Source organism: Gordonia sp. DT219 (genome assembly GCF_049847065.1).
GTDB lineage: Bacteria > Actinomycetota > Actinomycetes > Mycobacteriales > Mycobacteriaceae > Gordonia.
Map to the genome: position 1 here is coordinate 1 of NZ_JBNCNR010000036.1, position 22,443 is coordinate 22,443.

A 22,443-nucleotide genomic window follows, 5' to 3' on the forward strand; every position below is an offset into this window, starting at 1 on the left:
GACTCGCGTGGAGAAGTGACCGCGACATTATCCGGCCTCGTGTTAGACTCGCGCTAGCGACCACCATCCCCGGACACTATCAGGTGCCGGGGATGTGTCGTCTCAGCTCCCCGTTCGCTACCGCGGCAAGGGGATGGATCGGGGGAGCACGCATCCCGTCGGCACGCATAGCCAGCGCTCTAGCCCAAACCACACGTGCCTAAACCTCAGGAGGTCGCCATGCTGGATCGCATCCTGCTCGGCATCTCCATCATCGGAGTCATCGGCATCGTCGTGCTCCAGGTCGCTGTGGCCTGGGGTGTGGTCGGGGTGCTGTGATGGCAGCCAAGGCAAACGCCATCAGTCAATGAGCGTCGGCCGTAACACCACCATCCGCGACCGGCACCGCAAGCAGATTGCCCGCAGCAAGCCCCCATGCGGCATCTGCGGCAACGAGATCGACTACGGCATCACCGACCACCTCGACCCGATGGCCTACGTCGTCGACCACATCATCCCGCTCAACGCCGGCGGATCCGACACCGTCGACAACAAGCAGGCCGCACACCGATCCTGCAACCGCACCAAGAGCGACCATCTCCCCGACCAGCACACCCCCGCCGGTCGCGTGTTCGAGACCACCCGCCGCTGGTGGTGAGAGGGGTGGGGGAGTGCCCCCACCCCCGTGCGGTCTTCCGCCCCCCAAGTCATAGGCGTGATCTCTCTACCGCAATTTTTTCGTTTCCCAGGGAAGGAGCCGCGATGTCCACGAATCGTTCTCACGTGCGTGTTGTGGCCCCCGACGAGGCCGCTCCGGCGCCGCCGAAGATCCTGTCTCTGAACGAGGCTATCGAGCGCGGCGACTACCTCGAGATTCTGCGGGCGCAGCGCCGCGACATCGTGTCGTCGCTTCCGGATGAGAAGGGTCCGGCGAAGGCTGCTCTGCATCGTCAGCTTGCGCTGATCTCGAAGGAGATCCAGTCGCTCGAGGCGAAGCAGGCACAGGCGGCGAAGGAGGACGCCGACGGTGTCGTCGTCGAAGACGCAGCCCTCGACGCCTCGGCTGTCTGAGGTCGCGCGCAAGGTCGCTACCCCAACGGACGTCGTGTCGACAATGTGGCCGTCTGTGGAGCACACGTGCCGGACGAAACTCGGGCTGACGTTCGACCCGTGGCAGAACCAGGCGGGCAGCCTCGCGCTGGCGAAGCGGTCGGACGGCCGGATGGCTGCGACGATCGACGGTGTCGGGATGTCGATCTGCCGGCAGGCCGGTAAGACGCACTGGATGACGGGACTGATCTTCGCGCTGTGCATCATCCGTCCGGGGACCCTGGTCGTGTGGTCGGCGCATCACTCGCGGACGCACGGTGAGACGTTCCTGTCGATGGTTGCGTTTGCTGAGCGGCTGCGGGTGGCCCCGTACATCGAGCAGGTGTATCTCGGGTCCGGAGACGAAGAGGTTCGGTTCGGCAACGGGTCTCGTATCCTGTTCGGCGCCCGCGAACACGGATTCGGCCGAGGCATCCCAGGCGTGGATGTGATCGTCGCTGACGAGGCGCAGATCATGTCTGAGAAAGCTGTTGACGCGATGACGGCGACGATGAACGTCTCAGATTTCGGTCTGATGTTCTACCTCGGCACACCGCCGACTCCGGAGGACAAGAGCGAAGCGTTCACCAGGATGCGGGACGAGGCGTGGAACGGCACTCTGCGAGACGGGGTGTGGATTGAGTTTGGCGCCGAGCCTGGGTCTGATCCGAACTCGTCGACGACGTGGGCTCGCGCGAATCCGTCGTTCCCGCATCGAACGCCGGCGGAGTCGATGAAACGACTGCAGCGGAAACTCAGCCCGGAATCGTTCCTCCGTGAGGGACTGGGTATCTGGGATGATGCGGCGGCCGCCGCGATCGTGTCGGCTGACAGGTGGCGTGATCGCATCGGCGACGGTCCGGAGTCGGGGAAGGCTCCGGACGCGTTCGGTGTGGCCGCGCACGACGGCCAGTTCTCGGTGATCGCTTGCTGGGCGGATGCCGAGAAGCGGCACGTCGAGGAGGTGTTCGCGCACCTTCGGCTGGATCTCGTGTGTGACTGGGTCGCTGAGCGCGCGGGGCGTCGTGCCCCGGTGCTGGTGCCGAATTACGGGGCTGCGGCGCCGCTACAGCCGATGCTGCACGCGAAGCGGGTGAACGCCAAGACCTCCACAACAGGCGATGTCGGTCGCGGCTGCGAACTGATCGTGGAGGGTGCGACGGCCGGATGGCTGTCACACGCCGACCAACAGGCGTTGGCGGATTCCCTTGCAGGGGCACGAAAGAAGTTGGGCCGTGATGGTGCGGCATGGACATTCGACCTGAAGGCGTCGACGCAGAATGCGCCGGCGATGGGCATGGCTCTGGCGTTGGCGGGAGCCGCGAAGGCGCGCCGTAGCGAAAATCAACGATCGACAAGAAGGGTCCGGGTGATGAACTGATGCCTCCCGTGTCGATTCCCGGCCTGTCGATCGATGACCAGGTGACCCTGAACTTTCTCCTGAATCGGATGGACGAGAAGGTCATCCGAAACCAGTTGCGGACCACGTACTACGACGCGAAGTACCGGTTTCACGACCTGATGATCTCGACGCCACCGCGGCTGCGGGACAAGATAGACATGGTGCTCGACTGGCCGGCCAAGGCCGTGGACCTGCTCTCTCAGCGAGTCACGATCGACGGTTTCGTGACCCCAGAGTCTGACGATCCTGGCATCGAGGAAATCTGGCAGGCGAACAGCCTCGACATCGAGGCGCCGCAGGGACACGACTCGGCCCTGATTCACTCGTGCGCTTTCGTCTGGACGACGCTCGGGGACGTGAAATCCGGCGAGCCTCCTGTGATCGTGCATGTCGTGTCGGCGCGCAACGGAACTGGGATCTGGGACCCTCGTCGTCGACGACTGTCGGCGGCTTTGCAGGTGGTGGATCGATCGGTTGAGGGCGGAGACCCGACGCTGATGGTGATGGCGTTGCCGGATCGGGTGGTGACGCTAGAGAAGCTGCCGGGCGGGCGGTGGACGGTGGATGTCCGCTCGCATTCGCTGGGTTACGTTCCAGTCGAGGTGCTTCCGTATCGCCCGAATCTGGATCGCCCGTTTGGCCGGTCGCGGATTTCGCGGACGATCATGTCGCTGACGGATGCGGCGCTGCGTACCGTTGTGCGGTCCGAGGTCGGCGCAGAGTTCTTCGCCGCGCCGCGAATCGCGGCACTCAACACCCCGAAGGATGCGTTCGAGAATGGCGGATGGGATGCGGTCACCTCGCATGCGCTGGTCATCGACGCCCCGGACGCCGATGACGTGGATGCGGACCCGCAGTGGCAGCCGTCGATAACCCAGCTCGCCCAGGTCTCGATGCAGCCACATGTGGAGCAGTTGCGCATGTTCGCGACACTCTTCGCCTCAGCTTCAGAGCTTCCGCTGGATGCCGTGGGAATCGTGCAGGACAATCCGTCGTCGGCGGAGGCGATCGAGAAGGCGGAGAAGAATCTCGCACTCGAGGCGGAGCGCACGGCGAAGGTGTTCGGGCGCGGCTGGATTCGAGGGATGCGCACGGCGTGGATGTTGCAGAACGGCACAACGGACGCTTCGGCTCTCGACGGGCTCGAAGTGGTGTGGCGCAATCCGCGCATGCCGTCTATGGCAGCAGCGTCGGACGCGATCCTCAAGCAGGTGTCTACGCCAGGTCTGGAGTGGATCGGCAGCACCGAGGTCGCGCTCGAGCGACTGGGGTATGACCGCGCGACGATCCGCCGACTCCTGGCCGAGAAGCGCCGCGCCGGTGTTTCCGATCTGCTGACCAAGCTCAACGCGCCCACCCCGCCGCCGGCGGATACCGCTCCGACGACCGAACCCGATGGCGACGAGCCCAACCGAGCGTAAGCAGATCCTCGCGCGGCTGGTCCAGGTCGCGGGCGGAGACCTGGATTCCTTGTGGCGGCGCGCCGAGTCGCTGGACTCGAACTCTTTCCGGTCGTTGCTGATCGAGGCATTCCCGCGGCTGATCGACCCATACGCTGCGGCCGCCGCCGACCTTTCGGCGACATGGTACGACGAAGCCGATCCGGCGGCGCGCTATGTCGCACAGCCTGGCCCGTTACCGATCTCGGAGCAGTTGCGGTCGTCGGCGTCGTGGGCCCTTAACGTCGGGTCGGGGACGGATGCGCTCACCCTGCTGAGCGGGACGTTGCAGCGGGCGATCTTCGGCGCGGCACGAGACACGACGGATCTGAATGTCGCGTCGGAGCCGGGCGCGAGGTGGGCGCGGCACGCGTCGGCGAATGCGTGCGAGTTCTGCAAGATGCTCGCCACGCGGTCTGCGGTGTATTCGTCCGAGCAGGCCGCGACTCAGGTCGTTGGCCGCGGCAAGGAGATGTCGGAGGCGGATCGCCGCGACCGGGCGGCCGGCCGTACCCGCCGGTCCGGGGCCGCGAAAGGCCAGTTCCTCGCGGGCGGGACGAAAACGCGCGGAAACCAGTCGCTCGGCGACAAGTACCACGACCACTGCCACTGCATCGCGGTCGAGGTCCGGCCGGGACGCTCATACGAGCCGCCCTCCTACGTCGAGAAGTGGGAGAAGGAATACCAGGACGCTCGCGACGCAGCCGCCAAGGGCGAGTACGGCGCAGTGTCCGCGAAGAACTTGCTTGCCGCATGGCGGCAACTAGACCACCCATAGCCGAAACGGCTGGGGCACAACCCGAAACGGGGAGATTCATGTCCGACGACAGCACCACCACCACCGACGCTGGCGAGCCCGCCGAAACGGCAGACGCGACCGGCCAGCAGGGTCAGGCGCAACCGAAACCCACCGAGACGGTGGACTTCTGGAAACAGAAGGCTCGGGAGCAGGAGAGGCGCGCCAAGGCGAACGCCGACGCGGCAACCAGGCTCGCCGAGATCGAGGAGTCGCAGAAGTCTGAGGCCCAGAAGGCCGCGGACCGGGTGGCTCAGCTCGAGCAGGAGGCGAGTTCGGCACGCGCCGAAGCACTTCGATTCAAGGTTGCAACCAAGTTCGGCATCGGCGATGAGGACGCGGATTTGTTCCTCACGGCGACGGATGAGGAAACCCTCACCCGTCAGGCCGAGCGCCTTGCCGAACGAAACAAGGCGCCGGCGCCCACTCCTGGTGTGTACGTGCCGCAGTCCGGACATCAACCCAGTGCGCCAGCACTCAACAGCGACGACCTCGAGCGGGCGTTGCGCGCCAAACTCGGCATCTCATAGCGAAAGGGGATGGCAATGGCTCAGACCGACGCCACCAAGACCAGCGACTTCTCCGGCTTCCTGAAGCCGGAGATCGCACAGAACTACTTCGAGCAGGCCCGAAAGTCGTCGAGTGTCATGCAGCTCGCACGGCAGATCCCGCTCGGAATCAACGGGCAGGAGATCCCGTACAGCACCTCGAAGGCAACTGCCGCGTGGGTGTCGGAGGCCGGTCAGAAGCCGACCACCGAATCGGGGCTCGCCCTCAAGAGCATCAAGCCGCACAAGATCGCTGCCATCTCCGTGGTGTCGGCCGAGGTCGTGCGCGCCAATCCGGGCAACTACATGCAGATCCTCCGCGACGACATCGCGGAGGCGTTCGCCCTCGCATTCGATGCCGCCGCGTTGCATGGCACCAGCACCCCGTTCGGCGCGTACATCGACCAGTCCTCCAAGTCAGTGGAGATCGGCACCACCACCAAGCCCAACGGCGGAGTGTTCGGCGATGTGGTGGCCGGACTGAAGCTGCTCACCGACGCCGGCAAGAAGCTGACCGGATTCGCGTTCGACCGCAAGGTCGAGCCGTCGTTCCTCGGAGCGGTCGACAACAACGGGCGTCCACTGTTCGTGGACACTCCGCTCGCGGAGACCACCGCGGCAATCACCCCCGGCCGACTGATCGGACGCCCCGCGTTCCTCGGTGACAACCTCGCCACCGCGGTCGTAACGGGCACCCCGAACACCGGCGGGATCGTCGGCTACGGCGGCGACTGGTCGCAGGTGGTGTGGGGAGCGGTCGGCGGCATCTCCTACAAGGTGTCCACCGAGGCCTCGGTGACGCTGAACGGGTCCCTGGTGTCGCTGTTCGAAAACAATCTCGTCGCGATCCTGGCGGAGGCCGAGTACGGGCTCCTGATCAACGATGTGGACGCGTTCACCAAGTTCACGGACAACACCTGATGGCTCGGCTGCAACACCTCGAGCAGGGGACGGTCGTCGGGGTCGGTGACGATCTGGAACTGACCTACCGTGCGCGCGGCTGGGTCGATGTCGACGGGGAGAAGAAGTCTCCGCGCCGGCGTCGCTCCCAGAATGGTGGCGGGGATGCCAGCGGTCACGATCACGACTGACGATCTCGCGCCGTTCGCGACCATCGAGGCGACGAAGGCTGAGGCGATGATCGCCGATGCACTCGCCGCCGCGACCGTTGCGGCCCCGTGTATCACCGCCGAGGACTTCGCCTTCCCGGACGCCGCAAAAGCAGTGATCCGGGGGGCGATTCTCCGGTGGAACGATGCCGGCACCGGTGCGGTCACCACCATGCAGGCTGGCCCGTATCAGCAAGTGATCGACTCCAACACGCGCCGGAACAACCTGTTCTGGCCATCGGAGATTCGCGATCTGCGGAAGCTGTGCCGTGTATCGTCCGGGGCTCGTGCGGCGCGCGTGGTCAACATGGACACGACGGCCGATGTCTGAGTTCCCGCTCCTGTTCACGGTCGGCCACAGCACGTATTCGGCTGGCGTGGAAGACGCGTGGGGCAACACCACCCAGGGGTGGGCCGATCCGGTGGAGAAGCCGGTCTACGGGTGGGGTGCTCCGGTGACGTCGGAGCCGAAGGTGGCCGGCCACGATCGGGATGTCGTAGAGATCGAGCTGATGGTGCCGCCGGGGTTCGCGTGCGCTCCGCAGGATCGGATGGTGCTCGATGGTGTCGAGTTCGAGGTGATCGGCGGCATCGAGGCGTACGACCACAACCCATTCGGATGGAATCCCGGCGGCATTGTGAATCTGAAGTCGGTATCGGGGTGAAGCTCCATGTGGTCACCGGCACCCAGCCCAACCCGGAGACGGGCGAGCTGGACGAGCTTGTCGATGAGTGGGAGTCGGATCAGGTGACGTTCCTGACCGAGCCGTCCGGGTCCCTGGTTATCTTCCGGAGTCCGAACGACCAGTGGGCGGCGTACGCGCCCGGCCACTGGATGAAAATCCGGGAGGCATGATGCGCATCGAGTGGAACCGCAACGGCCTCTACGAGCTTCGGTCCGATCCGGCGCTGGTGGCGATGGAAGAGGCCGAAGCTCAGAAGGTGGCCGATCGCGCCAACTCGATGGGCAAGGGGACGTTCGCGGTCGGGTCCCGGCAGGGCATGAAGCGCCCACAGGGTCGGTGGCGCACCACGGTGGTGACGGCCGACGCGAAGGCGATGGCCTCGAACGCGAAGCACAATATCCTCGTCCGAGCGATGGGTGGCGCGTGATGGCCGGATCGGTCATTTCCGCTGTCCGTGCGGTTCTGGTGCCGGCATTTCCGGCGTCGGTGAAGATCGCGAACCAGGCGCCGAATCCCATGCCGCCGCGGTTCATCCGCATTTCCCGCACGGGCGGTCCGCGGGAGTGGGCGCTCGACAAGGCACTGATCCTCGTGGAGTGTTTCGCGTCGTCTGCCGCCAAGGCTCCCGATGGCCAGCAGGCCGAACAGGATGCCTACACCGCCGCTGACGCGCTCGCCGCATCAGCGTTCGGCGGCCGGTGGGCCGGTGTGCACATCACCGGCTGGGATCAGAACAACATCGTCGAGTTCCCGGACCCGGACCTGTCGTCGCATGCGCGGTGGCAGTTCACCGGAACGCTGTACACGCTCAAAACCTGAAGACCCACAACCGAATAACCCTTTCGCGGCTCCTGGTCACTCTGCCTGAAAGGGGCACATCATGGCGGTCAACGTCAGCAACGCCTTCGTTGCGAATCCCATCGACTCGGGGGTCCTGTTCTCGGCCCCTCTCGGCTCGACCCTTCCGGTCGATGCGTCCACCGCGATCGCATCGCCGTTCATCACGAACGATCACGGAGCGGTCGGCGAGGACGGGTTCTCTGTCTCGCCGAGCCGGTCGTCCAAGGACATCAAGATGTTCGGTGGCGGCACCTTCATCGACGTACAGGACGAGTACACCGAGACGGTCAAGATCGTTCTCCTTGAGGAGGACAACGACGCGGTGATCAAGTCGACGTTCGGTGATGCGGCGCTCACGGTGACCGCTGCAACCTCGTCGGACGGCACGAAGCGCAAGATCGTGCACACCGACGACCCGCTGCCCATCAAGTCGTGGGTGGTGCAGGCGAAGTCGGGCGACAAGAAGAAGCGCTTCGTCATCGAGAAGGCGCGCGTGTCGGAGGTGGCGGAGATCAAGAACGTCCATAACGACACCACGCGGTCGGAGTTGACACTCAAGGCGTTCAAGGGCTCCACCGGCGAGTACGTCACGGAGTACCGCGACGACGGCAAGCCGACCGCCTGATCCACAAGGCTCACCCGGCGGGGTGTCTTTCACCCCTTTGACCAGGAGCCGCGGCCCCCGCCGGGTGGGGCTGGCTCCTGATCGACATCTCCATCCATCACGAAAGGTTCCTGGTCACAATGGCAATCCCCGAAGGCTACGCCGTAGCCCCAACCACCACTGACCACATGGTCAAGATCGCGGTTCCGGTTCCCGGCCGCGAGAATCCGATCCTCATCGAGGCTCCGAAACTCGCGTGGATACCTCCGCACGAGGTCGACGCGTACCAGGACTGGATGAAGCCGTTCATCGAGGCCGAGGCCGAAGTGATTCAGTGGCACACGGACAACGACGATCTAGAGGAGTCCAAGCGCAGCGAGTTCCCGAAGTCAGCCGAAGATCTGGTTGCCGGACTCACGATCCGCGAGACGAAGGTGCGCTGGCTCAAGCCATACCTGACAGCCGTCGACTACAAGCTCCTAGCCACATCGAAGAAGATCCCCGAGAAGACGATCGACTGGGTAGTGGATCAACTCAAGGCGTCGAGCGATGACGTCACCCCGGGGGAATATTCGGCCTCCGCCGACTCCTGACGGAGCACGGGGAGGCCATTGCATACGACTGCATCACCCATGGACTGCGGCTGCGCGATCTCGGCAAGCCGTGGTTCTCCTGGGCCGACCTGCGCGCGATCGTCAGCCGCGCCCACGCCGACCCTGCGATGGAGCTGCATCGCAAGATCAACCCGGACTGGCGATTCTCCGATCCGGTTCCGTATCTACTTGCGGAGATCGCGACCATCGAGTCGGATCGCCGCTACTTCGAGCTGGCGCGGATCATGGACGATGTGCCGGAGCGGTATTGGCCTGCTGAGTATGGCCCAGCTAGAGCTGACGAAGATTCATCCGATCAGATGACGGACGGTCAGACTACATCCGAGATGGACAGTGACGCACGCGCACTCGCCGGGGCGGAGCAGATCCGGGCGGAGATGGGGCTGTAAATCACCATCCGAGCGCGGTGAGCACGCCGCGCCACTGATCGTAGAGCGACTGATCCAGCGCTGCGCAGTTCGTCGGATCGGCGGGTTGTCGCACTGGACTTCCAAGCCAGTAGCACTTCCCGGAGGTCCACTCCGACTGTGTGGCCTTCCATGTGTCGATCGACTGCACGATGCGTGTCTTGTCGCTTCCATCAGGCAGGGACGCTGCGCTGGAACGGATCGCGTCAAGCCGATTCAGGCTAGTGCCAACGCATTCAGCCTTCGGCACCCCGCCGCCCATCGAGTTGCAGTGATAGATGAGCACCTGGTCGTTGTACTGCTCGCGAAGTGCAACAACCTCGGCCGGCACCCCGCTCGATGTTGCCGATTCGTTTGTACTCGATGCGTCACTTCCACACCCGGCGAGCCCCAGCATTCCGATCGCCGTGGCGGCGACCGCAATCCACGTCCGTTTCATCCCGACATCGTAGACCGCACAGGAGGTGCCCGTGACCGAGCTGGCAACCGCGTACATCTCCATCGTCGCCGAGACTTCGCAGATCCCTCGTCAGATCCGCACCGCTCTCGGGCAGGCGCAGCGGGATGCCGATAACGCTGGTCGCAGCACCGGCCGATCGTTCGCGTCCTCATTCGGCTCCTCGCTGAAGGGGCTCGGCGCCGCGGCCGGCGTCACGGGTGGGATTGCTGCGGTCGGCATGGCAATGAAGTCGGCCATCTCGTCGGGCATGGACTTCACGACCTCGCTGAACTCGATGCAGGCGGTCGCGGGAGCTACCTCGTCCCAGGTCGCCCAGGTTGGCGCGATGGCGCGGCAGCTGGGCAACGACAACAGCATCGCTGCCACGTCGAGTGTCGATGCCGCACAGGCGATGCTGGAACTCGCCAAGGGCGGATTCTCGGTTGATCAGTCGATGCAGGCGGCGCGTGGTACCTTGCAACTCGCCGCCGCGGCGCAGATTTCGGCAGCCGATGCTGCGACGATCCAGTCGCAGGCGTTGCAAGCGTTCGGTATGGATGCCAACCAGGCGGGCCAGGCTGCGGACATCCTCGCCAATAGCGCAAACCAGTCGTCGGCCGAGATCACTGACGTGGCCGAAGCGTTGCAGCAGTCCGGCGCGGTGGCGCATCAGTTCGGCCTGTCGATGAATGACACGGCCGCCGCGATCAGCCTCATGGCCAACTCGGGCATCCGAGGCTCGGATGCGGGCACGCTGCTGAAGAGCGCGCTTCTAGCACTGACCGATCAGGGCAAGCCGGCGCAGTCGGCAATGCAGGAACTTGGGATCACTGCCTATGACGCACAGGGCAAGTTCGTTGGCCTGTCATCGCTGTTCGGGCAGTTGCAGACGGCATCGAAAAATATGTCTGCCGAGCAGTACCAGGCCGCCACGGCGACACTGTTCGGGTCTGACGCTATGCGCATCGCCGGCATCGCTGCACAGCAGGGCAAGTCCGGGTTCGATGCGATGGCGGCGTCGATGGGCAAGCAGGGTGCCGCTGCTGACGTGGCGAACGCGAAGATGCAAGGATTGCCGGGCGCATGGGAGCGTTTCAAGAACGCTGCGCAAGACGCTGGTTTGCAGTTCTACGATGCGGTGAAGGGCCCACTGACCGCCGCTGCAAACTGGGCTGCGGGCGCGATCGGGAAGATCGTCGATGGCGCTTCATCGCTGGGGCCGAAGATCAAAGAGGTCTTTGCGAACATCAACGAGAGCCTCACTGCCGGAGGTGGGCAGGATCTCCTCACAGGATGGGGTGATCGACTCAAGGGCATATTCGAGTCCCTTTGGGGATCGGTGCAAAAGCTGATCCCGGTCATCGGAAACTTGGGTGGGATGTTCGCCCAGGCCTCGGCTATTGTGGCCGCGGTCGGAATCGAGACGTTCGTCGAAGCACTGGAGGCCGTGTCGGGGATCCTCAGCGGTTCCGTGATACCGGTGGTTCAGTTGCTCAACTCGGCCATGTCGGGGATGAAGCCTGTAGTGGTCGGGGCTATCGCCGCATGGCTGGGATTCAAGCTCGTAGGCCCGGCGCTCATGGGTGTGCGGACACATGTCGCATCACTTTCAACGATGGCTGCGACGGCTACCGGCAAATTGGCAACACTCGCCGCGGCGAATCGTGCCGTGGTTCAAACAAGCACCGCAGGCGCGGTTCAGATGGGCCGGTTCGGTTCTGCGATTGCACTTGCTGGGAATCACGTGCCAGTAATCGCCCGGATGCAGTCTGCATTCGTGAACGCCGCGGCGGGGGCGTCCACCTTCGGGCGGAGCGCCGGCCTCGCCGCAGCCGCCGCGACTGGCCTGAGGTCGGCCGGGTCGGCGGTCGCCGGAGTTTTCGGAGGCCCGGTCGGTGTCGCTCTAGTAGCGGCCGCTGCCTATGTGATGATGGGCGTCTCGGCCCATCAGGCGGCCGCACAGAAGGCGCAAGCGCATACGGACGCGGTGAAGGCGCTAGAACAGTCCGAACTTGACCTCGGGTCGGCACTGAACAAGACGCGTGGCGAGATGACCGACGATGTATGGTCGGCCGCCACCCAGCAGGTCGAGGCGTACAAGCAGACGCTTCAGTCCACGGCCGACTTGCATCAGTCGACGTGGGAGCAGATCAAGAGCTTCGGTGGACTGGGGAAGCTGGCTCTCGGGACCGAGCGTGGAAACAACGAGACGGCCGAGAGGGCGATGGCGGCCCAGAAGGCTTTGTCTGACCTTGGGATGACCAACGAAGATGTCGCAAGGCGCCTCTATGGGACCAAGGATCAGTTCAGGACGTTGGGCGATGAACTTTTCAATATGGGCGATGGCGGCAAGTCGGCAGCAGTTGAGCTGGGAAATATCCGCGAGCGGTTCGATCAGCAGCAGGATGCTGCCCGCCGAGTAACCCCTGGGGTCACGGAACTCGGCGCGGCAATGCAGGAAATGGGCGATTCGTCGACGTCTGCTGCCGATAAGATGAAAGCACTCAAGGATGCTATGGATGCACTCAATCCGGCGCGGACCAAGGGTGATGCGATTGCTCGCCATAATGAGGTGTTGCAACAGGTCGCACAGTCTACACAAGAGGCAATCGACCGTACGCGCGGATTTGGAGCGGCACTTCTTGACCAACAGACTGGAATCAATACTGCGACGCAGAACGGTCAACAACTCCGAAAGTCCCTGGTGGACATCGTTGATGCAACAGCAGATGCGGCGGCGAATGGGGCCAACCTAACTGAGCGGCAGCAGGCCAACCAGGAAGCGCTGGCGAAGTTGGCGACCCAGTATGGACTGACGACTGAGCAGATACGTCAGGCTGCCGATCAGTTGGGCCTTGATGACATCGAGATAGTCGTCGCGCTGAAGGGCGCCCCTGAAACTATCCAGCATCTCGCTTCCATCTCACAGGCGTGGAACGAAGTTCCAACACAGAAGACCGTAACAGTTCAGTCCGATCAGGTCACCGACGAGACTCGCGCGATGCTACAGCGGATGAATCTCACTGTGTCACAGCCGATGAACGGCACAGTGACCATCACCGCGAATGACGAGGTTGCGCAACAGCGCATTATGATGATCACGCAGAATGTCTCCGTGCTGAACGCGATGCGAGCAAATCCTCAGCTTGATCTCAACACGGCGCAGTTCACCGCGAAAGATGCACAATCTCGGGGAATCCTTCAGCAGTTGTCGGGAATGGTGGCCGATCCGCAGGCCGGGCTGGTCATCCAAGACCTACTCAACGGCCAAGCAGTGTCGATGACGAAGCTCGACGAGCTGCGGCGGACAACGGCCAATCCGAATGTCGTTCTCATGATCGACGAACTACTGAAGAATGCGGCGATTGCCAATACTGCGCTGGACCAGGCGGCCCGCAGGCGAGATGCAAACATCGTGGTGCGGTACAGCGAGACGAACCCTGGGGGGGGGGTGGACGCACTGAGCACGCGGCCGATAACGCCAACGGCTCGATCCGCCAATACCTCGACGGGGGGATCGCCGCGGCCGAAGCGTTCGCGAACGGCGGCGCCCGTCTGCCGGATCGGGCACTGATCCAGAAGCCCGACCCGCGTGGTGGACTCGTGCAGTGGGCTGAGCCCGAGACCGGCGGCGAGGCATTCATCCCGCTGGCACAGGGAAAGCGCGGACGGTCAACCGACATCCTCGCGTCCGTGGCGAAGATCTTCGGCTATGCACTTGTGCCGCAGGACAACCTTCCGAACAGCGCGTCGGGAATCCTCGGCGCGCTTTCGGGTGGTGCCGTGTCGCGGATGCTGAAGCTGGCCGGCGTCGACAAACTCGGCGTCACCGCGTACGCGGACGGCGGCATGGATGCGGCTGGTCTGCGCAAGCTCGCCGAGGGCACTGGGGCATCCCGCCCGCTGACCGGCGCGCCCTATGTGTGGGGTGGCGTCAACTGGGGCGACTGCTCCGGTGCCATGAGCGCATTCGCCCGTGCCGCAGTCGGTCTCGACCCGTTCGGCGGCCGGTTCTCTACGGCGTCGGAGGCGTCTCAGCTTCAGGCGATGGGCTTCACGCTCGGCATGGGTTCGTCGGGCGATCTGCGGTTCGGCTGGTACAACGGCGGCGCCGGCGGCGGCCACACCGCGGGCACACTCCCGGACGGCACGAACATCGAGATGGGCGGCGGGAACGGTGGCGGCGCTCTCGGCGGCGGTGCGGCCGGCGCGGACGATCCGCAATTCACCGATCACGCGTTTCTGACGATCGGACCGGGCATGCCGACGACCGGCACCGGGGCGACCGATCCAGGCGGCTTCGTCACGCGCCCCGATGGGACGATCGTCTACCAGCCAGGCAACGGGAACTACGGGGCCACCGGTGGTGGATTGTCGGGTGGATCGGGAAGTGGAAGCGGCTCGGGCGGGAACTCGATCTCGTCGCGGTTCGGCTCGGCGGTGGGTGCTTTCGTCGAGGGGCAGATCGCTGACGTGTTCCAGACCTTGGGCGCCAACGACACCCCCGGAATCCTGGGCGCGGTCGCCGAGTACGAGAACTCGCAGCGCTCCAAGCAGAACGGCACCGTCGACACGGCAGCGCTGAAGAAGTCCTACGACGATGCTGTCGCGAAGTCGAACCAGCAGTTCGACAAGGACAAGGCGCAAATCGACGAAGACCTGAAGAGCCGCAAGATCAACCAGGCCGAGCACGATCAGAAGATCGCCGACCTCACGAAGAGGCACGAGGACACCCTCGCCGAGGCCAAGCAGAAGTACGACGACGCGAGCAGGACGGCGAACTCGGCGAACGGTGCGGCTGACGATCAGCAGCGTCAGGCGCCAGCTGATCCGGGGACGTCGGCTCCTGCACCGGGGGAGGATCTCGGCCCCGGCGGCGCGGCACAGGCGGCTCCTGGCCTGGCGTCGACCGGCAACCAGATCAAGGACGCTTTCCGGTCCGGCCTGCGTGAGGCGTGGCGGACTGGTCAGCCGTGGATCGACACCGACTGGATTGTCGGCAAGGAGTCGTCGTGGAACCCGAGCGCCCGCAACGGCAAGTACTCCGGTCTGATCCAGGCCGGTCCCGAGGTGTATCAGGCGGCGGGCAAGTCGCCGACGACCACGGACCCGAAGGAGCAGGGCGAGGTCTACGACAGGTACGTCGGCGACCGGTACCACGATCCGGCTGGCGCCCGCGCGCACTGGGAGGCCAACAACTGGTACGACGACGGCGGCCAGGCGATCGGCACCGGCCTGATGGCGAAGAATGTAATCAAGCCGGAGCGGGTGTTGTCGCCGCGGCAGACCGAGGCGTTCGAGCAGATGGTGCGCTCGAACTTCCAGTCCGGTGTCGGCACGGATCAGATCATCGCGAAGCTGGATCAGCTCATTGGTGCGGTGCTGTCGATAGAGGGTGGTGACACGGTGACACTGCGTGACGAGCGTGAGTACTTCGCGCGCAAGGAGCGTCGTCAGCGGTCGCGGATCGCCGCAGCGAAGGGCGGGCGATGAGCGACACCGGGATGAGTATCGCGCTCGTCGGCATGACGCGGTGGCCGGTGCACGGCGTCGATCGGGCGCCGGGGATCACGCTCGCCGAGGGTGGCGTCGACGGGCTGATCGATTCGCCACTGGAGACGGAGTGGATCGACGACACGGAGATGGGTTCGGTGTTCTCCGGTGAGCGGTATCTGCCACGGGATCTGACGCTCGGCTTCTTTATGTCCGACGAGCTCGCAGGCACACCGATCGCCGGCCGACTTGAATCCGACTTCCGCACAGAGTTCTCGACGCGGCCGGACCCGTGGGACCCGAACCCGCAGACGGCGAAGGTGGAGGTCACCTCGGAGCTGTCGGGCACACGCTGGTTGTCCAATGTGGTGCTGAAGGAGACGCCGGAGCTGAAGACTGAGCGTGACCCGTACACCCTCCGCGTCTACGACGTCGCATATCACCTGCGCGCCGGGATGCCCCTGTGGGACAGCGGCAAGGAGGTGACAGTCTTCGAGTCGGCCGCGGCTTCGGATTCGGGCACGATCACGATCAGCAATCCGACGGACATGCCGATGCGGCACACGTGGGTGATTGCCGGCGTCGGTGCGACGGTGACGCTTCCCGATCCGTCGTGGCTGGGACCGAAGACCGAGCGCGAGCCGGGCGGCGACTTCCCCACGCGCACCGTGCTGCTGCCGCAGATCACCGCCGACGACCAGGGTGTGCGGATCACCCGCGAGCGCCGCAAGCTGCATGCGCAGACGTTCACCGGCTCAAACTTCCTGGTGCGCATGCTGGGCAACTGGATTCGCTTCGACATCCCGCCATACACGCCCCCGACTGAGCTGCCTGTCAGCTACACCGGCGCGACAGCGGGATGTCGGATCGAATGCCACCAGCCGCGACTGTGGTCACGCCCGCTCGGCTTGGAGTTGATGTGAGCGCCGCGACGCTCGATGGCCTGTCGCTCCTCGAGCAATGCGAGGCCATCCTCCAAGCCACCGAGGCCGAGGAACTGCGGCTGCGGCGGATGCAGCAGACGCCGCCGGGGCTGTTCATCTTCGACGGCCACCAGCGGCTCACTCACCTCCTGCTCGACTGTATTTCGGTGCACGCCGAGGACCCGGAGAACGACACCGGTCAGATCGAGTTGGAATTGCCGTTCTCGCATCCGGTGGCGCAGTGGATGCACGACGACCGTGGACGGATGGCGCGCGGTGAGGGCGAGCTGTTTCACATCGACGTCGAGCACAACGGCGTCCGGGTCACCGGCCGCTATGAGTCGAAGGTCGTCAAGAAGGACGCGAAGGGGCAGCGCACCCTGCATATCACGTTCCTCACTGACTACGAGAATCTGAAATGGGTTGACCTGTGGAGCAATCCGTTTCTTCCGTCGATCTTCCAGTTCCCCCGGATCTTCCTGCTGGCAGGGCCCGCGATCTGGGCGCTGAAGACGAGCCTGTTCCTCAACTTGCTGCGCATCTACTCGTCGGCCTGGCAGATCCCCGACGATCCGCTCGACCCCCTGCACTGGCTCGACGGACTGGATATGTCGACGTGGGACATCGTGATCAAGCCGACCAGCTTCGTCGAGGATGTGGCGGCCGGGACCACCTGGTGCCTGGTGATGAGCCGGTGGCAGAAGTGGCATGACGTGTCCGAGATGATCATGAAGGACGCGGAGTTGTCGGTGGTGACGCGCCGGTATCGTCTCGGCGATCCGGAGCCGTGGCCGGGCGCGGACATCAAGGATGGCGCGCTGGTTGTCGACATCGTGGACAAGTCCGGACAGATGGAAGGTGCGGCGAACGGCGGTACCTGGTTCGACGGTTTGACTCGGACGGTTCGCGAGATCGGCGGTGACTTCATCGAGGACACCGAAGATGAGCTGACCGGTCAGCCGTCGTGGGGTGCAGAGATTGCCGATATGTTCCACGCGCCGAAGGGCTATCCGCTGGTTCACTTCCCGGCCGACAGCGGCATTGAGACCGAGTTCACGACCACGCCCGCGAAGGGCGTCATCATCAACTGCGGCGGGCAGTCCGCGCCGGGCGTGAACGAGGCCATCTCCGCCGGCGTCCAGACGATCGGCGATCTCGTCACGAGCAACCTGAACGTCAACGGGTACGGGATCGGCGCACAGGGTGGCGCGATCGACGCCGTGCTGAAGCCGTTCTACACCGACACCGTGCTCGCGTGGATGAGCACGAAACTCGTGAATCGCATTGCGCAATCAGGTAGCTCGCACTATCTGGAATACCATCTCGACCTACCCGGCAAGGCATACACGCTCTCATCGGTGATGGCGATTCGGTCGGGCATTGTGGCGACGGCGCGCAAGAAGAACGGAACCGTCAAGTTCGATTCGGTCGGACCGTATGTGGTCGGCTGGCCGGGCAGTGGTCACGTCTACAAGGGCGATCGCGGCAGCTTCGAGGTGACTGGCGACCTCACCGGTGAGACCCATGTGCAGCGCGCGATGAAGGCCACCTTCGACTGGTCGCACGAGGACTTCGCGCTGTGGGAGCTGGAGTTCGGACGCAAAGAGGACGAGGACCCGATCGCCCGTCTGATGAAGGAGATCAACAACATGGCCAAGGCCGCAAGTGAACTCGGGGTGTGGTGACCGGTGTGTGACTGCAAGCAGTGGGTCGACATGACCGAGGACGAGCGTGACGCCGAGATCGAGAAGGTGTCGGCACTGTTCGTCGCGCTGCCCGGAGTTGTCGGCGCCCCGCTGCTCACCGGCCCGGACTACTGGGTGGAGGTCGCCCGGCATCTGGTGGAGACCGGTGTGCGGTTGTGTGCCGATCCGATCAAGCACTACGTGGCGGGTGACTCGCTCGCCAAGTCGAAGGCTGCCGGCGAGTGGGTCTACAGCGTCGACGACGTGCCGGAGACGTTCGAGCAGCGGGCGCAGCGGATGGCTAAGGAGCAGCGCGAGAAGTATTTGGCTGCGCTCGCGGCGAAGCGTGCGGCGGGCGAGTTGCCGCCGGAGGGTGCGACCAGGCAGCAGCGGCAGGCGTGGCGGGTGCAGCGCGCGGCGGCAGCGGAGTCGGCGGCGATGGATCAGACGATCGCTGAGCGTGCGGCCGCTGGGACGCTGGACGGCTCGCCGGTGGAGAAGGTGGCGCGGGCGCGGAAGGCTGCGCCCCGCAAGTCGACTCGACGAAAGAAGAAGTCATGACCACGATCATCGACACCGCCGCGGGATTCCCGTCGGCTGCCGCGATCAAAGCCGCCGGCCACGCGGGCATCATCGCCTACGTATCGCCGTCGCGTCCGGGCTCGAACTTTGCGGGCAAACCGATCACGCGGGCCGTAGCCGACGCGTACCGTGCCGCGGGTCTCGATGTGGCCGCGGTGTGGCAGTACGGCAAGCCGGGCGGCACGGCGCCGTCGGATTGGACGACGGGCCGCGAGGGCGGCAAACGTATGGCCGCCCAAGCGCTCTCGCTGGCCCGGGCCGCCGGAATGCCCGGCTGGTGTCCGATCTACTTCGCCGTCGACGAAAACATCACGATCGACCAGTGGAATGCGACCGCCGCCGACTTCTTCCGCGGCTGCGGCGATGCGATCGGCCGCGAGTGGGTCGGGATCTACGGCTCGTCGCGGGTGTGCTCGTGGGCGATCGAGGATGGCGTGATCGGTGGATCGACGCGGCCAGGGTCCGGGCCGTGGGCGTGGGTCACCCGGGCGTGGTCCGACGACGACGGCCGCGGCTACGCCGCGCTGTATCAGCGGGTGATCGACACCGCGAGCACCCCCGGCCCGAAGCTCGACCGCATTCCCGTCGACGTCAACGACGTCTACGCGGCCGACTGGGGACAGTGGTCGATCGACCGCACCCCCAGCGCGGCACCAACTCCCACCGCACCATCGACAGGAGGTTCTACCGTGCCGAGTTACGGAGTCACAAAACGCATCCCCGCCGGGTCCAACGGCACACGTGGGCGCAATGACTTCCTCGTTCCCCACACCCAGGAGGGCGGCACCGGCGACGCGGTCGGCCTCGCCAACTACTGCGCCGGCGCAGGAGTCTCCTACAACGCGGCCGTTGACGACGTCGATACGGTCGAGATGGTGCCACCTACCGACGGCCCGTGGGCGGCCGTCGCGGCAAACGACTACGGCGTGCACGTGTGCGCGGCGGGATCGTTCGCATCGTGGGATCGCGGGCGCTGGTTGTCCACCGACGCCTCCGACGGTCTCAACGAGGACAAGATGCTGTGGCGTATGGCGCAGTACTTCGCGGCCGCCTCCGCACAGTTCGGAATCCCCGTGAAGCTCACCGGCGCCACCGGCTATGACGCCAACAACTGGCCGGCGGCCCGGGGGATCGCGGGGCATGTGGCGTTCGGCGCGCGCGGGGGTGGCCATCACGATCCGGGACTGGGATTCCCGTACGACGTTCTCGTCGCGCGCATCAACTCATTCCTCGCTCCACCGGTCAACCTGATCGATGCTGAAGCGAAGGTCGCCGCCGGGTGGATCGGCAAGCGTCTCACCGAAGGCGAGAAGGTGTGCCCCGGCGACACCGGACGCTGGGCCGAGTTCGAGAACGGGCACATCTACTGGCGCAAGGGAGCCGGCGCCGCCTACGCGATCCCACACGGCGGGATCTTCGAGGCGTTCGCCGCTCGAGGATTCGAGACTGGACTGGGGTTCCCTGTGCTGCGCCACGACGTGCATGACTGGGGCGGCAATCAGTGTTTCGAGGGCGGCGTCCTGTTCGTACCGAACAAGGACCGGGGTATCCGGGCGACGCTCGTGCACGGCGAGATCGGCAAGAAGTACGCGGCGATGGGCTGGGAGACGGGGCCGCTCGGGCTGCCGACGTCTGACGAGCAGCCCGTCGAGGGGACGGACAACATCGTGCAGACCTTCGAGCACGGTGACCTGCGGTGGTCGCCGACCGGCGTCATCGTCAATCTCGCGAAGGGTGCTGCCTGACATGACCACTCCCGCCCTCACCGCGGCCCTGCGCGACAAGCTCGCCGAGCAGCCCTGGTGGAAACGGTATGCGAACACGGTGACGACGGCGGTCACGCTCGGCGTGAACGTGCTGTGGGTGTTGGTGTCGCTCGGCGTCGACATCGACCCGACGATCATCGGCGGTGTCGCGGCGGCGATCCAGGCGCTTGGCGTCCTCGGAGTGAAGCTGACCCCGAACGGCGTGACGGAACGGCAGATCGCCGACATCGAAAACTACGTCGGCGAGCATCGGGCCGGATGAACGGGCTGCCGCACACCGACAACATCGCGCTGTATGTCGTCGGTGTGCTCGCCGTGGTGCTAATCGGTGTGCTCGGGCTGGTGCTGCGGTCGATCGTCAAGGGCGACCTGGTGCCTCGGCACACGGTGAACTCGTGGATGGTGGAGCGCGATCACCGGATCGCGGCACAGGCTCGTGCGCTGGAGGCGGCGACGGTGCTGACCACCGAGCAGGCGCGCACCATTTCGGCGCAGGCCGACAGCATCGCGGACTTCGGCGAGGCGCAGCGCCTCCAGGTCCGGGTGGCCGCCGCGCTGCACCGGGTGACCGAGGCCGGTGAGACGTGATGCGTCTACGTCGCCGTCATCCCGCGCTTGGTGTCGATCCGGTGGTGGTCGACGCCGAGGTGCGGCGCTCAGCGTTCGAGGCCGAGACCGAGAGGGTCCGCGCCGCCCGTCCCGAGGTCGACGCCCGGCGCGCCGAGGCCGCCACCCTGCTCGAGCAGTCCCGAGAGGCCGAGCGCCGCAACCATTTCGCCGAGGCGATCATGCAATCAATGAGGAGGCTCCCGTGACCCGACCGGTCACCGCACTGCGTGCCCTGTGTGCGTCGCTGGACATCCCGGCGCGTGCTGGTCTCGCGGCCGGCGTGCTGATCGTCGCCATCGTCGGCCTGGCCGACATCTGGTTCGACGTCGACTACGAGCTCGCAGCCGACATCACTCTGCTCGCGCTCGCGGCTCTCGCGAACGCGTTCGCATTGCTGTACACGGCGCGCTCTCCGTGGTGGACGCACAGGATCGGGAGAATCTATTGGGCGAAGTGCCTCGTACTCGCTCTGGTGCTGGATCAGATTTCGCTCGCCGTGTGGTGGGACCTCGAATATCCGGGCCGTCAGTATGTGCGGTTCGCGATCTATGGGCTCGGTGCGGTGGTCTACATCCCGATGCTTGTGGCGCTCCTGCGGGAGCAGCGGAAGGAGCGTGATCGATGACTTCACCTCAGCTACCATCTCAGCCGATCGCGAGTCCGTATGCGCTGGTGGCGAATGCGGGCAATGGCGCGACGTCGGGGCTTGCCGAGTTCGCGTCGTGGACGAAGGATGATTGGGACGAGTTCCTGTCGGGGAAGTGGGCGCCGCATTTCGAGGGGATCGGCGGTCCGATCGCCGCGGTGTGGGAGTGGGTCAATGCGCTCACGTCTGCATTCCAGGGCGATCTCGGCCCGTTGGAGGATCTTGTCGGTGACGTGATCGAGGGGCTGCAAGCCTCCTTCACCGATCTCCAGTCCGCCATGTCCGGAACCTACACCGGCTCCGATCCTGCCCTGTCCGCGATCCAGGCGATTGTCTCTACCCTGCGTGGCGGCTTGACCGGCATCGTCGACTGGTCCCGCATCCCGCAACTTTCCCTGTCTCAGTTGACGGATCGGCCCGGCCCGAGTCTGCTCACCGGCTTCGGCGACTTCGCCGATGCGGACACGATGGACGGTGGCGGGGATTGGACGTGGGATGCCACGGTTGGTGGCGGCTCGGCGCGCGCTTCCGGCTCCGGCGCGCGCAAGGTGCTGACCTCCGAGCTGGTGGCGGTGTCGGAGGGGAGGCCGATGTCGGTGGCCGGGCGCGCGCGCAAGGACAGCACCGCGGGTTCGGGCACGGTCGCTCAACTGGTGGTGATGCCGTTCGCCGGTGACACCGCTCTGCCGGAGGTGGTGATCGGTGGTGTGACAGCCTCTCCCGCAACGGATGCCACCGGGCAGGTCATCTCGGGGGCCTACACGCCCGACGCCGGTGTGACTGGTGT

General features: G+C 65.2%; 28 protein-coding genes. 27 read left to right on the forward strand and 1 reads right to left on the reverse strand.

All coding sequences use genetic code 11. The features are described from left to right. Window positions 1–346 precede the first annotated feature (346 nt). From ACPXB3_RS21320 to ACPXB3_RS21395, 16 genes are all read left to right on the forward strand, one after another. Window positions 347–637 (forward strand): HNH endonuclease, encoded by a 291-nt coding sequence (locus ACPXB3_RS21320; RefSeq protein ID WP_425729502.1) that lies wholly within the window; start codon window positions 347–349, stop codon window positions 635–637. 104 nt (window positions 638–741) lie between these two features. Next, a complete protein-coding gene (locus ACPXB3_RS21325) occupies window positions 742–1,050 on the forward strand; it encodes a hypothetical protein (RefSeq protein WP_425729504.1) in 309 nt (102 codons plus the stop codon). A gap of 55 nt (window positions 1,051–1,105) precedes the next feature. Then, window positions 1,106–2,449, forward strand: coding sequence for a terminase (locus ACPXB3_RS21330; protein WP_425729506.1), 1,344 nt, complete (start codon window positions 1,106–1,108; stop codon window positions 2,447–2,449). Continuing rightward, window positions 2,449–3,891 (forward strand): phage portal protein, encoded by a 1,443-nt coding sequence (locus ACPXB3_RS21335; protein WP_425729508.1) that lies wholly within the window; start codon window positions 2,449–2,451, stop codon window positions 3,889–3,891. The genes ACPXB3_RS21330 and ACPXB3_RS21335 overlap by 1 nt, the downstream gene beginning before the upstream one ends. Then, window positions 3,866–4,687, forward strand: a complete 822-nt coding sequence (locus ACPXB3_RS21340) for a hypothetical protein (RefSeq protein WP_425729510.1) — start codon at window positions 3,866–3,868, stop codon at window positions 4,685–4,687. Before ACPXB3_RS21335 ends, ACPXB3_RS21340 begins: the two co-directional genes overlap by 26 nt. Before the next feature lie 38 nt (window positions 4,688–4,725). Continuing rightward, window positions 4,726–5,235 (forward strand): hypothetical protein, encoded by a 510-nt coding sequence (locus tag ACPXB3_RS21345; RefSeq protein WP_425729512.1) that lies wholly within the window; start codon window positions 4,726–4,728, stop codon window positions 5,233–5,235. 15 nt (window positions 5,236–5,250) lie between these two features. Then, window positions 5,251–6,174: a phage major capsid protein gene (locus ACPXB3_RS21350; protein WP_425729514.1), complete on the forward strand. Its 924-nt coding sequence runs from the start codon at window positions 5,251–5,253 to the stop codon at window positions 6,172–6,174. After that, complete coding sequence (locus tag ACPXB3_RS21355; protein WP_425729516.1) at window positions 6,174–6,344, forward strand: hypothetical protein; 171 nt, start codon at window positions 6,174–6,176, stop codon at window positions 6,342–6,344. Before ACPXB3_RS21350 ends, ACPXB3_RS21355 begins: the two co-directional genes overlap by 1 nt. Next, the gene (locus tag ACPXB3_RS21360) at window positions 6,307–6,693 is read left to right on the forward strand and encodes a hypothetical protein (RefSeq protein WP_425729518.1); all 387 of its coding nucleotides are present in this window, start codon (window positions 6,307–6,309) and stop codon (window positions 6,691–6,693) included. Before ACPXB3_RS21355 ends, ACPXB3_RS21360 begins: the two co-directional genes overlap by 38 nt. Next, window positions 6,686–7,027 (forward strand): hypothetical protein, encoded by a 342-nt coding sequence (locus ACPXB3_RS21365; RefSeq protein WP_425729519.1) that lies wholly within the window; start codon window positions 6,686–6,688, stop codon window positions 7,025–7,027. Before ACPXB3_RS21360 ends, ACPXB3_RS21365 begins: the two co-directional genes overlap by 8 nt. Continuing rightward, window positions 7,024–7,218 (forward strand): hypothetical protein, encoded by a 195-nt coding sequence (locus tag ACPXB3_RS21370; RefSeq protein ID WP_425729521.1) that lies wholly within the window; start codon window positions 7,024–7,026, stop codon window positions 7,216–7,218. The genes ACPXB3_RS21365 and ACPXB3_RS21370 overlap by 4 nt, the downstream gene beginning before the upstream one ends. Continuing rightward, the gene (locus ACPXB3_RS21375; RefSeq protein ID WP_425729523.1) at window positions 7,218–7,475 is read left to right on the forward strand and encodes a hypothetical protein; all 258 of its coding nucleotides are present in this window, start codon (window positions 7,218–7,220) and stop codon (window positions 7,473–7,475) included. The genes ACPXB3_RS21370 and ACPXB3_RS21375 overlap by 1 nt, the downstream gene beginning before the upstream one ends. Further along, entirely contained in the window at window positions 7,475–7,867 is a 393-nt protein-coding gene (locus tag ACPXB3_RS21380) for a hypothetical protein (RefSeq protein ID WP_425729525.1), read from the forward strand. The genes ACPXB3_RS21375 and ACPXB3_RS21380 overlap by 1 nt, the downstream gene beginning before the upstream one ends. A gap of 61 nt (window positions 7,868–7,928) precedes the next feature. Then, window positions 7,929–8,513 carry a hypothetical protein gene (locus ACPXB3_RS21385; protein WP_425729527.1) on the forward strand — a complete coding sequence of 195 codons (585 nt, stop codon included), beginning with the start codon at window positions 7,929–7,931 and terminating at the stop codon, window positions 8,511–8,513. Between the two features lie 119 nt (window positions 8,514–8,632). Beyond that, complete coding sequence (locus tag ACPXB3_RS21390) at window positions 8,633–9,085, forward strand: hypothetical protein (RefSeq protein WP_425729529.1); 453 nt, start codon at window positions 8,633–8,635, stop codon at window positions 9,083–9,085. Between the two features lie 128 nt (window positions 9,086–9,213). Next, the gene (locus ACPXB3_RS21395) at window positions 9,214–9,495 is read left to right on the forward strand and encodes a hypothetical protein (protein WP_425729531.1); all 282 of its coding nucleotides are present in this window, start codon (window positions 9,214–9,216) and stop codon (window positions 9,493–9,495) included. Window position 9,496: 1 nt separating this feature from the next. On the opposite strand, the gene ACPXB3_RS21400 is transcribed toward ACPXB3_RS21395, so the two are convergent. Continuing rightward, window positions 9,497–9,952, reverse strand: a complete 456-nt coding sequence (locus ACPXB3_RS21400) for a hypothetical protein (RefSeq protein ID WP_425729533.1) — start codon at window positions 9,950–9,952, stop codon at window positions 9,497–9,499. A gap of 31 nt (window positions 9,953–9,983) precedes the next feature. Between ACPXB3_RS21400 and ACPXB3_RS21405 the strand changes: the two genes are divergently transcribed. From ACPXB3_RS21405 to ACPXB3_RS21455, 11 genes are all read left to right on the forward strand, one after another. Beyond that, a complete protein-coding gene (locus ACPXB3_RS21405; protein WP_425729535.1) occupies window positions 9,984–13,526 on the forward strand; it encodes a phage tail tape measure protein in 3,543 nt (1,180 codons plus the stop codon). 29 nt (window positions 13,527–13,555) lie between these two features. Beyond that, window positions 13,556–15,445 carry a hypothetical protein gene (locus tag ACPXB3_RS21410; protein ID WP_425729537.1) on the forward strand — a complete coding sequence of 630 codons (1,890 nt, stop codon included), beginning with the start codon at window positions 13,556–13,558 and terminating at the stop codon, window positions 15,443–15,445. Then, the gene (locus ACPXB3_RS21415) at window positions 15,442–16,368 is read left to right on the forward strand and encodes a hypothetical protein (protein ID WP_425729539.1); all 927 of its coding nucleotides are present in this window, start codon (window positions 15,442–15,444) and stop codon (window positions 16,366–16,368) included. Before ACPXB3_RS21410 ends, ACPXB3_RS21415 begins: the two co-directional genes overlap by 4 nt. Continuing rightward, the gene (locus ACPXB3_RS21420; RefSeq protein ID WP_425729541.1) at window positions 16,365–18,053 is read left to right on the forward strand and encodes a hypothetical protein; all 1,689 of its coding nucleotides are present in this window, start codon (window positions 16,365–16,367) and stop codon (window positions 18,051–18,053) included. The genes ACPXB3_RS21415 and ACPXB3_RS21420 overlap by 4 nt, the downstream gene beginning before the upstream one ends. A gap of 30 nt (window positions 18,054–18,083) precedes the next feature. Beyond that, window positions 18,084–18,614 carry a phage gene 29 protein family protein gene (locus ACPXB3_RS21425; RefSeq protein WP_425729543.1) on the forward strand — a complete coding sequence of 177 codons (531 nt, stop codon included), beginning with the start codon at window positions 18,084–18,086 and terminating at the stop codon, window positions 18,612–18,614. Further along, window positions 18,611–20,380, forward strand: coding sequence for a glycoside hydrolase domain-containing protein (locus ACPXB3_RS21430; RefSeq protein WP_425729545.1), 1,770 nt, complete (start codon window positions 18,611–18,613; stop codon window positions 20,378–20,380). The genes ACPXB3_RS21425 and ACPXB3_RS21430 overlap by 4 nt, the downstream gene beginning before the upstream one ends. Window position 20,381: 1 nt before the next feature. Continuing rightward, a complete protein-coding gene (locus ACPXB3_RS21435) occupies window positions 20,382–20,663 on the forward strand; it encodes a hypothetical protein (RefSeq protein ID WP_425729547.1) in 282 nt (93 codons plus the stop codon). Then, on the forward strand, window positions 20,660–20,989 hold the full coding sequence (locus ACPXB3_RS21440; protein ID WP_425729549.1) for a hypothetical protein: 330 nt from the start codon (window positions 20,660–20,662) through the stop codon (window positions 20,987–20,989). The genes ACPXB3_RS21435 and ACPXB3_RS21440 overlap by 4 nt, the downstream gene beginning before the upstream one ends. Beyond that, window positions 20,989–21,216, forward strand: coding sequence for a hypothetical protein (locus ACPXB3_RS21445; protein ID WP_425729551.1), 228 nt, complete (start codon window positions 20,989–20,991; stop codon window positions 21,214–21,216). The genes ACPXB3_RS21440 and ACPXB3_RS21445 overlap by 1 nt, the downstream gene beginning before the upstream one ends. Then, a complete protein-coding gene (locus ACPXB3_RS21450; RefSeq protein ID WP_425729553.1) occupies window positions 21,213–21,635 on the forward strand; it encodes a putative phage holin in 423 nt (140 codons plus the stop codon). The genes ACPXB3_RS21445 and ACPXB3_RS21450 overlap by 4 nt, the downstream gene beginning before the upstream one ends. Next, on the forward strand, window positions 21,632–22,443 hold an 812-nt coding region (locus tag ACPXB3_RS21455), incomplete at its 3' end, for a hypothetical protein (RefSeq protein ID WP_425729555.1). The genes ACPXB3_RS21450 and ACPXB3_RS21455, both read left to right, overlap by 4 nt.

Excerpts from the sequence above, each read along its gene's own strand:
- ACPXB3_RS21320 (WP_425729502.1), top strand. The coding sequence starts at position 347 with ATGAGCGTCGGCCGTAACACCACCATCCGCGACCGGCACCGCAAGCAG.
- ACPXB3_RS21325 (WP_425729504.1), top strand. The coding sequence starts at position 742 with ATGTCCACGAATCGTTCTCACGTGCGTGTTGTGGCCCCCGACGAGGCC.
- ACPXB3_RS21335 (WP_425729508.1), top strand. The coding sequence starts at position 2,449 with ATGCCTCCCGTGTCGATTCCCGGCCTGTCGATCGATGACCAGGTGACC.
- ACPXB3_RS21340 (WP_425729510.1), top strand. The coding sequence starts at position 3,866 with ATGGCGACGAGCCCAACCGAGCGTAAGCAGATCCTCGCGCGGCTGGTC.
- ACPXB3_RS21345 (WP_425729512.1), top strand. The coding sequence starts at position 4,726 with ATGTCCGACGACAGCACCACCACCACCGACGCTGGCGAGCCCGCCGAA.
- ACPXB3_RS21350 (WP_425729514.1), top strand. The coding sequence starts at position 5,251 with ATGGCTCAGACCGACGCCACCAAGACCAGCGACTTCTCCGGCTTCCTG.
- ACPXB3_RS21355 (WP_425729516.1), top strand. The coding sequence starts at position 6,174 with ATGGCTCGGCTGCAACACCTCGAGCAGGGGACGGTCGTCGGGGTCGGT.
- ACPXB3_RS21360 (WP_425729518.1), top strand. The coding sequence starts at position 6,307 with ATGGTGGCGGGGATGCCAGCGGTCACGATCACGACTGACGATCTCGCG.
- ACPXB3_RS21365 (WP_425729519.1), top strand. The coding sequence starts at position 6,686 with ATGTCTGAGTTCCCGCTCCTGTTCACGGTCGGCCACAGCACGTATTCG.
- ACPXB3_RS21375 (WP_425729523.1), top strand. The coding sequence starts at position 7,218 with ATGCGCATCGAGTGGAACCGCAACGGCCTCTACGAGCTTCGGTCCGAT.
- ACPXB3_RS21380 (WP_425729525.1), top strand. The coding sequence starts at position 7,475 with ATGGCCGGATCGGTCATTTCCGCTGTCCGTGCGGTTCTGGTGCCGGCA.
- ACPXB3_RS21385 (WP_425729527.1), top strand. The coding sequence starts at position 7,929 with ATGGCGGTCAACGTCAGCAACGCCTTCGTTGCGAATCCCATCGACTCG.
- ACPXB3_RS21390 (WP_425729529.1), top strand. The coding sequence starts at position 8,633 with ATGGCAATCCCCGAAGGCTACGCCGTAGCCCCAACCACCACTGACCAC.
- ACPXB3_RS21395 (WP_425729531.1), top strand. The coding sequence starts at position 9,214 with ATGGAGCTGCATCGCAAGATCAACCCGGACTGGCGATTCTCCGATCCG.
- ACPXB3_RS21400 (WP_425729533.1), bottom strand. The coding sequence starts at position 9,952 with ATGAAACGGACGTGGATTGCGGTCGCCGCCACGGCGATCGGAATGCTG.
- ACPXB3_RS21415 (WP_425729539.1), top strand. The coding sequence starts at position 15,442 with ATGAGCGACACCGGGATGAGTATCGCGCTCGTCGGCATGACGCGGTGG.
- ACPXB3_RS21425 (WP_425729543.1), top strand. The coding sequence starts at position 18,084 with ATGACCGAGGACGAGCGTGACGCCGAGATCGAGAAGGTGTCGGCACTG.
- ACPXB3_RS21430 (WP_425729545.1), top strand. The coding sequence starts at position 18,611 with ATGACCACGATCATCGACACCGCCGCGGGATTCCCGTCGGCTGCCGCG.
- ACPXB3_RS21435 (WP_425729547.1), top strand. The coding sequence starts at position 20,382 with ATGACCACTCCCGCCCTCACCGCGGCCCTGCGCGACAAGCTCGCCGAG.
- ACPXB3_RS21440 (WP_425729549.1), top strand. The coding sequence starts at position 20,660 with ATGAACGGGCTGCCGCACACCGACAACATCGCGCTGTATGTCGTCGGT.
- ACPXB3_RS21445 (WP_425729551.1), top strand. The coding sequence starts at position 20,989 with ATGCGTCTACGTCGCCGTCATCCCGCGCTTGGTGTCGATCCGGTGGTG.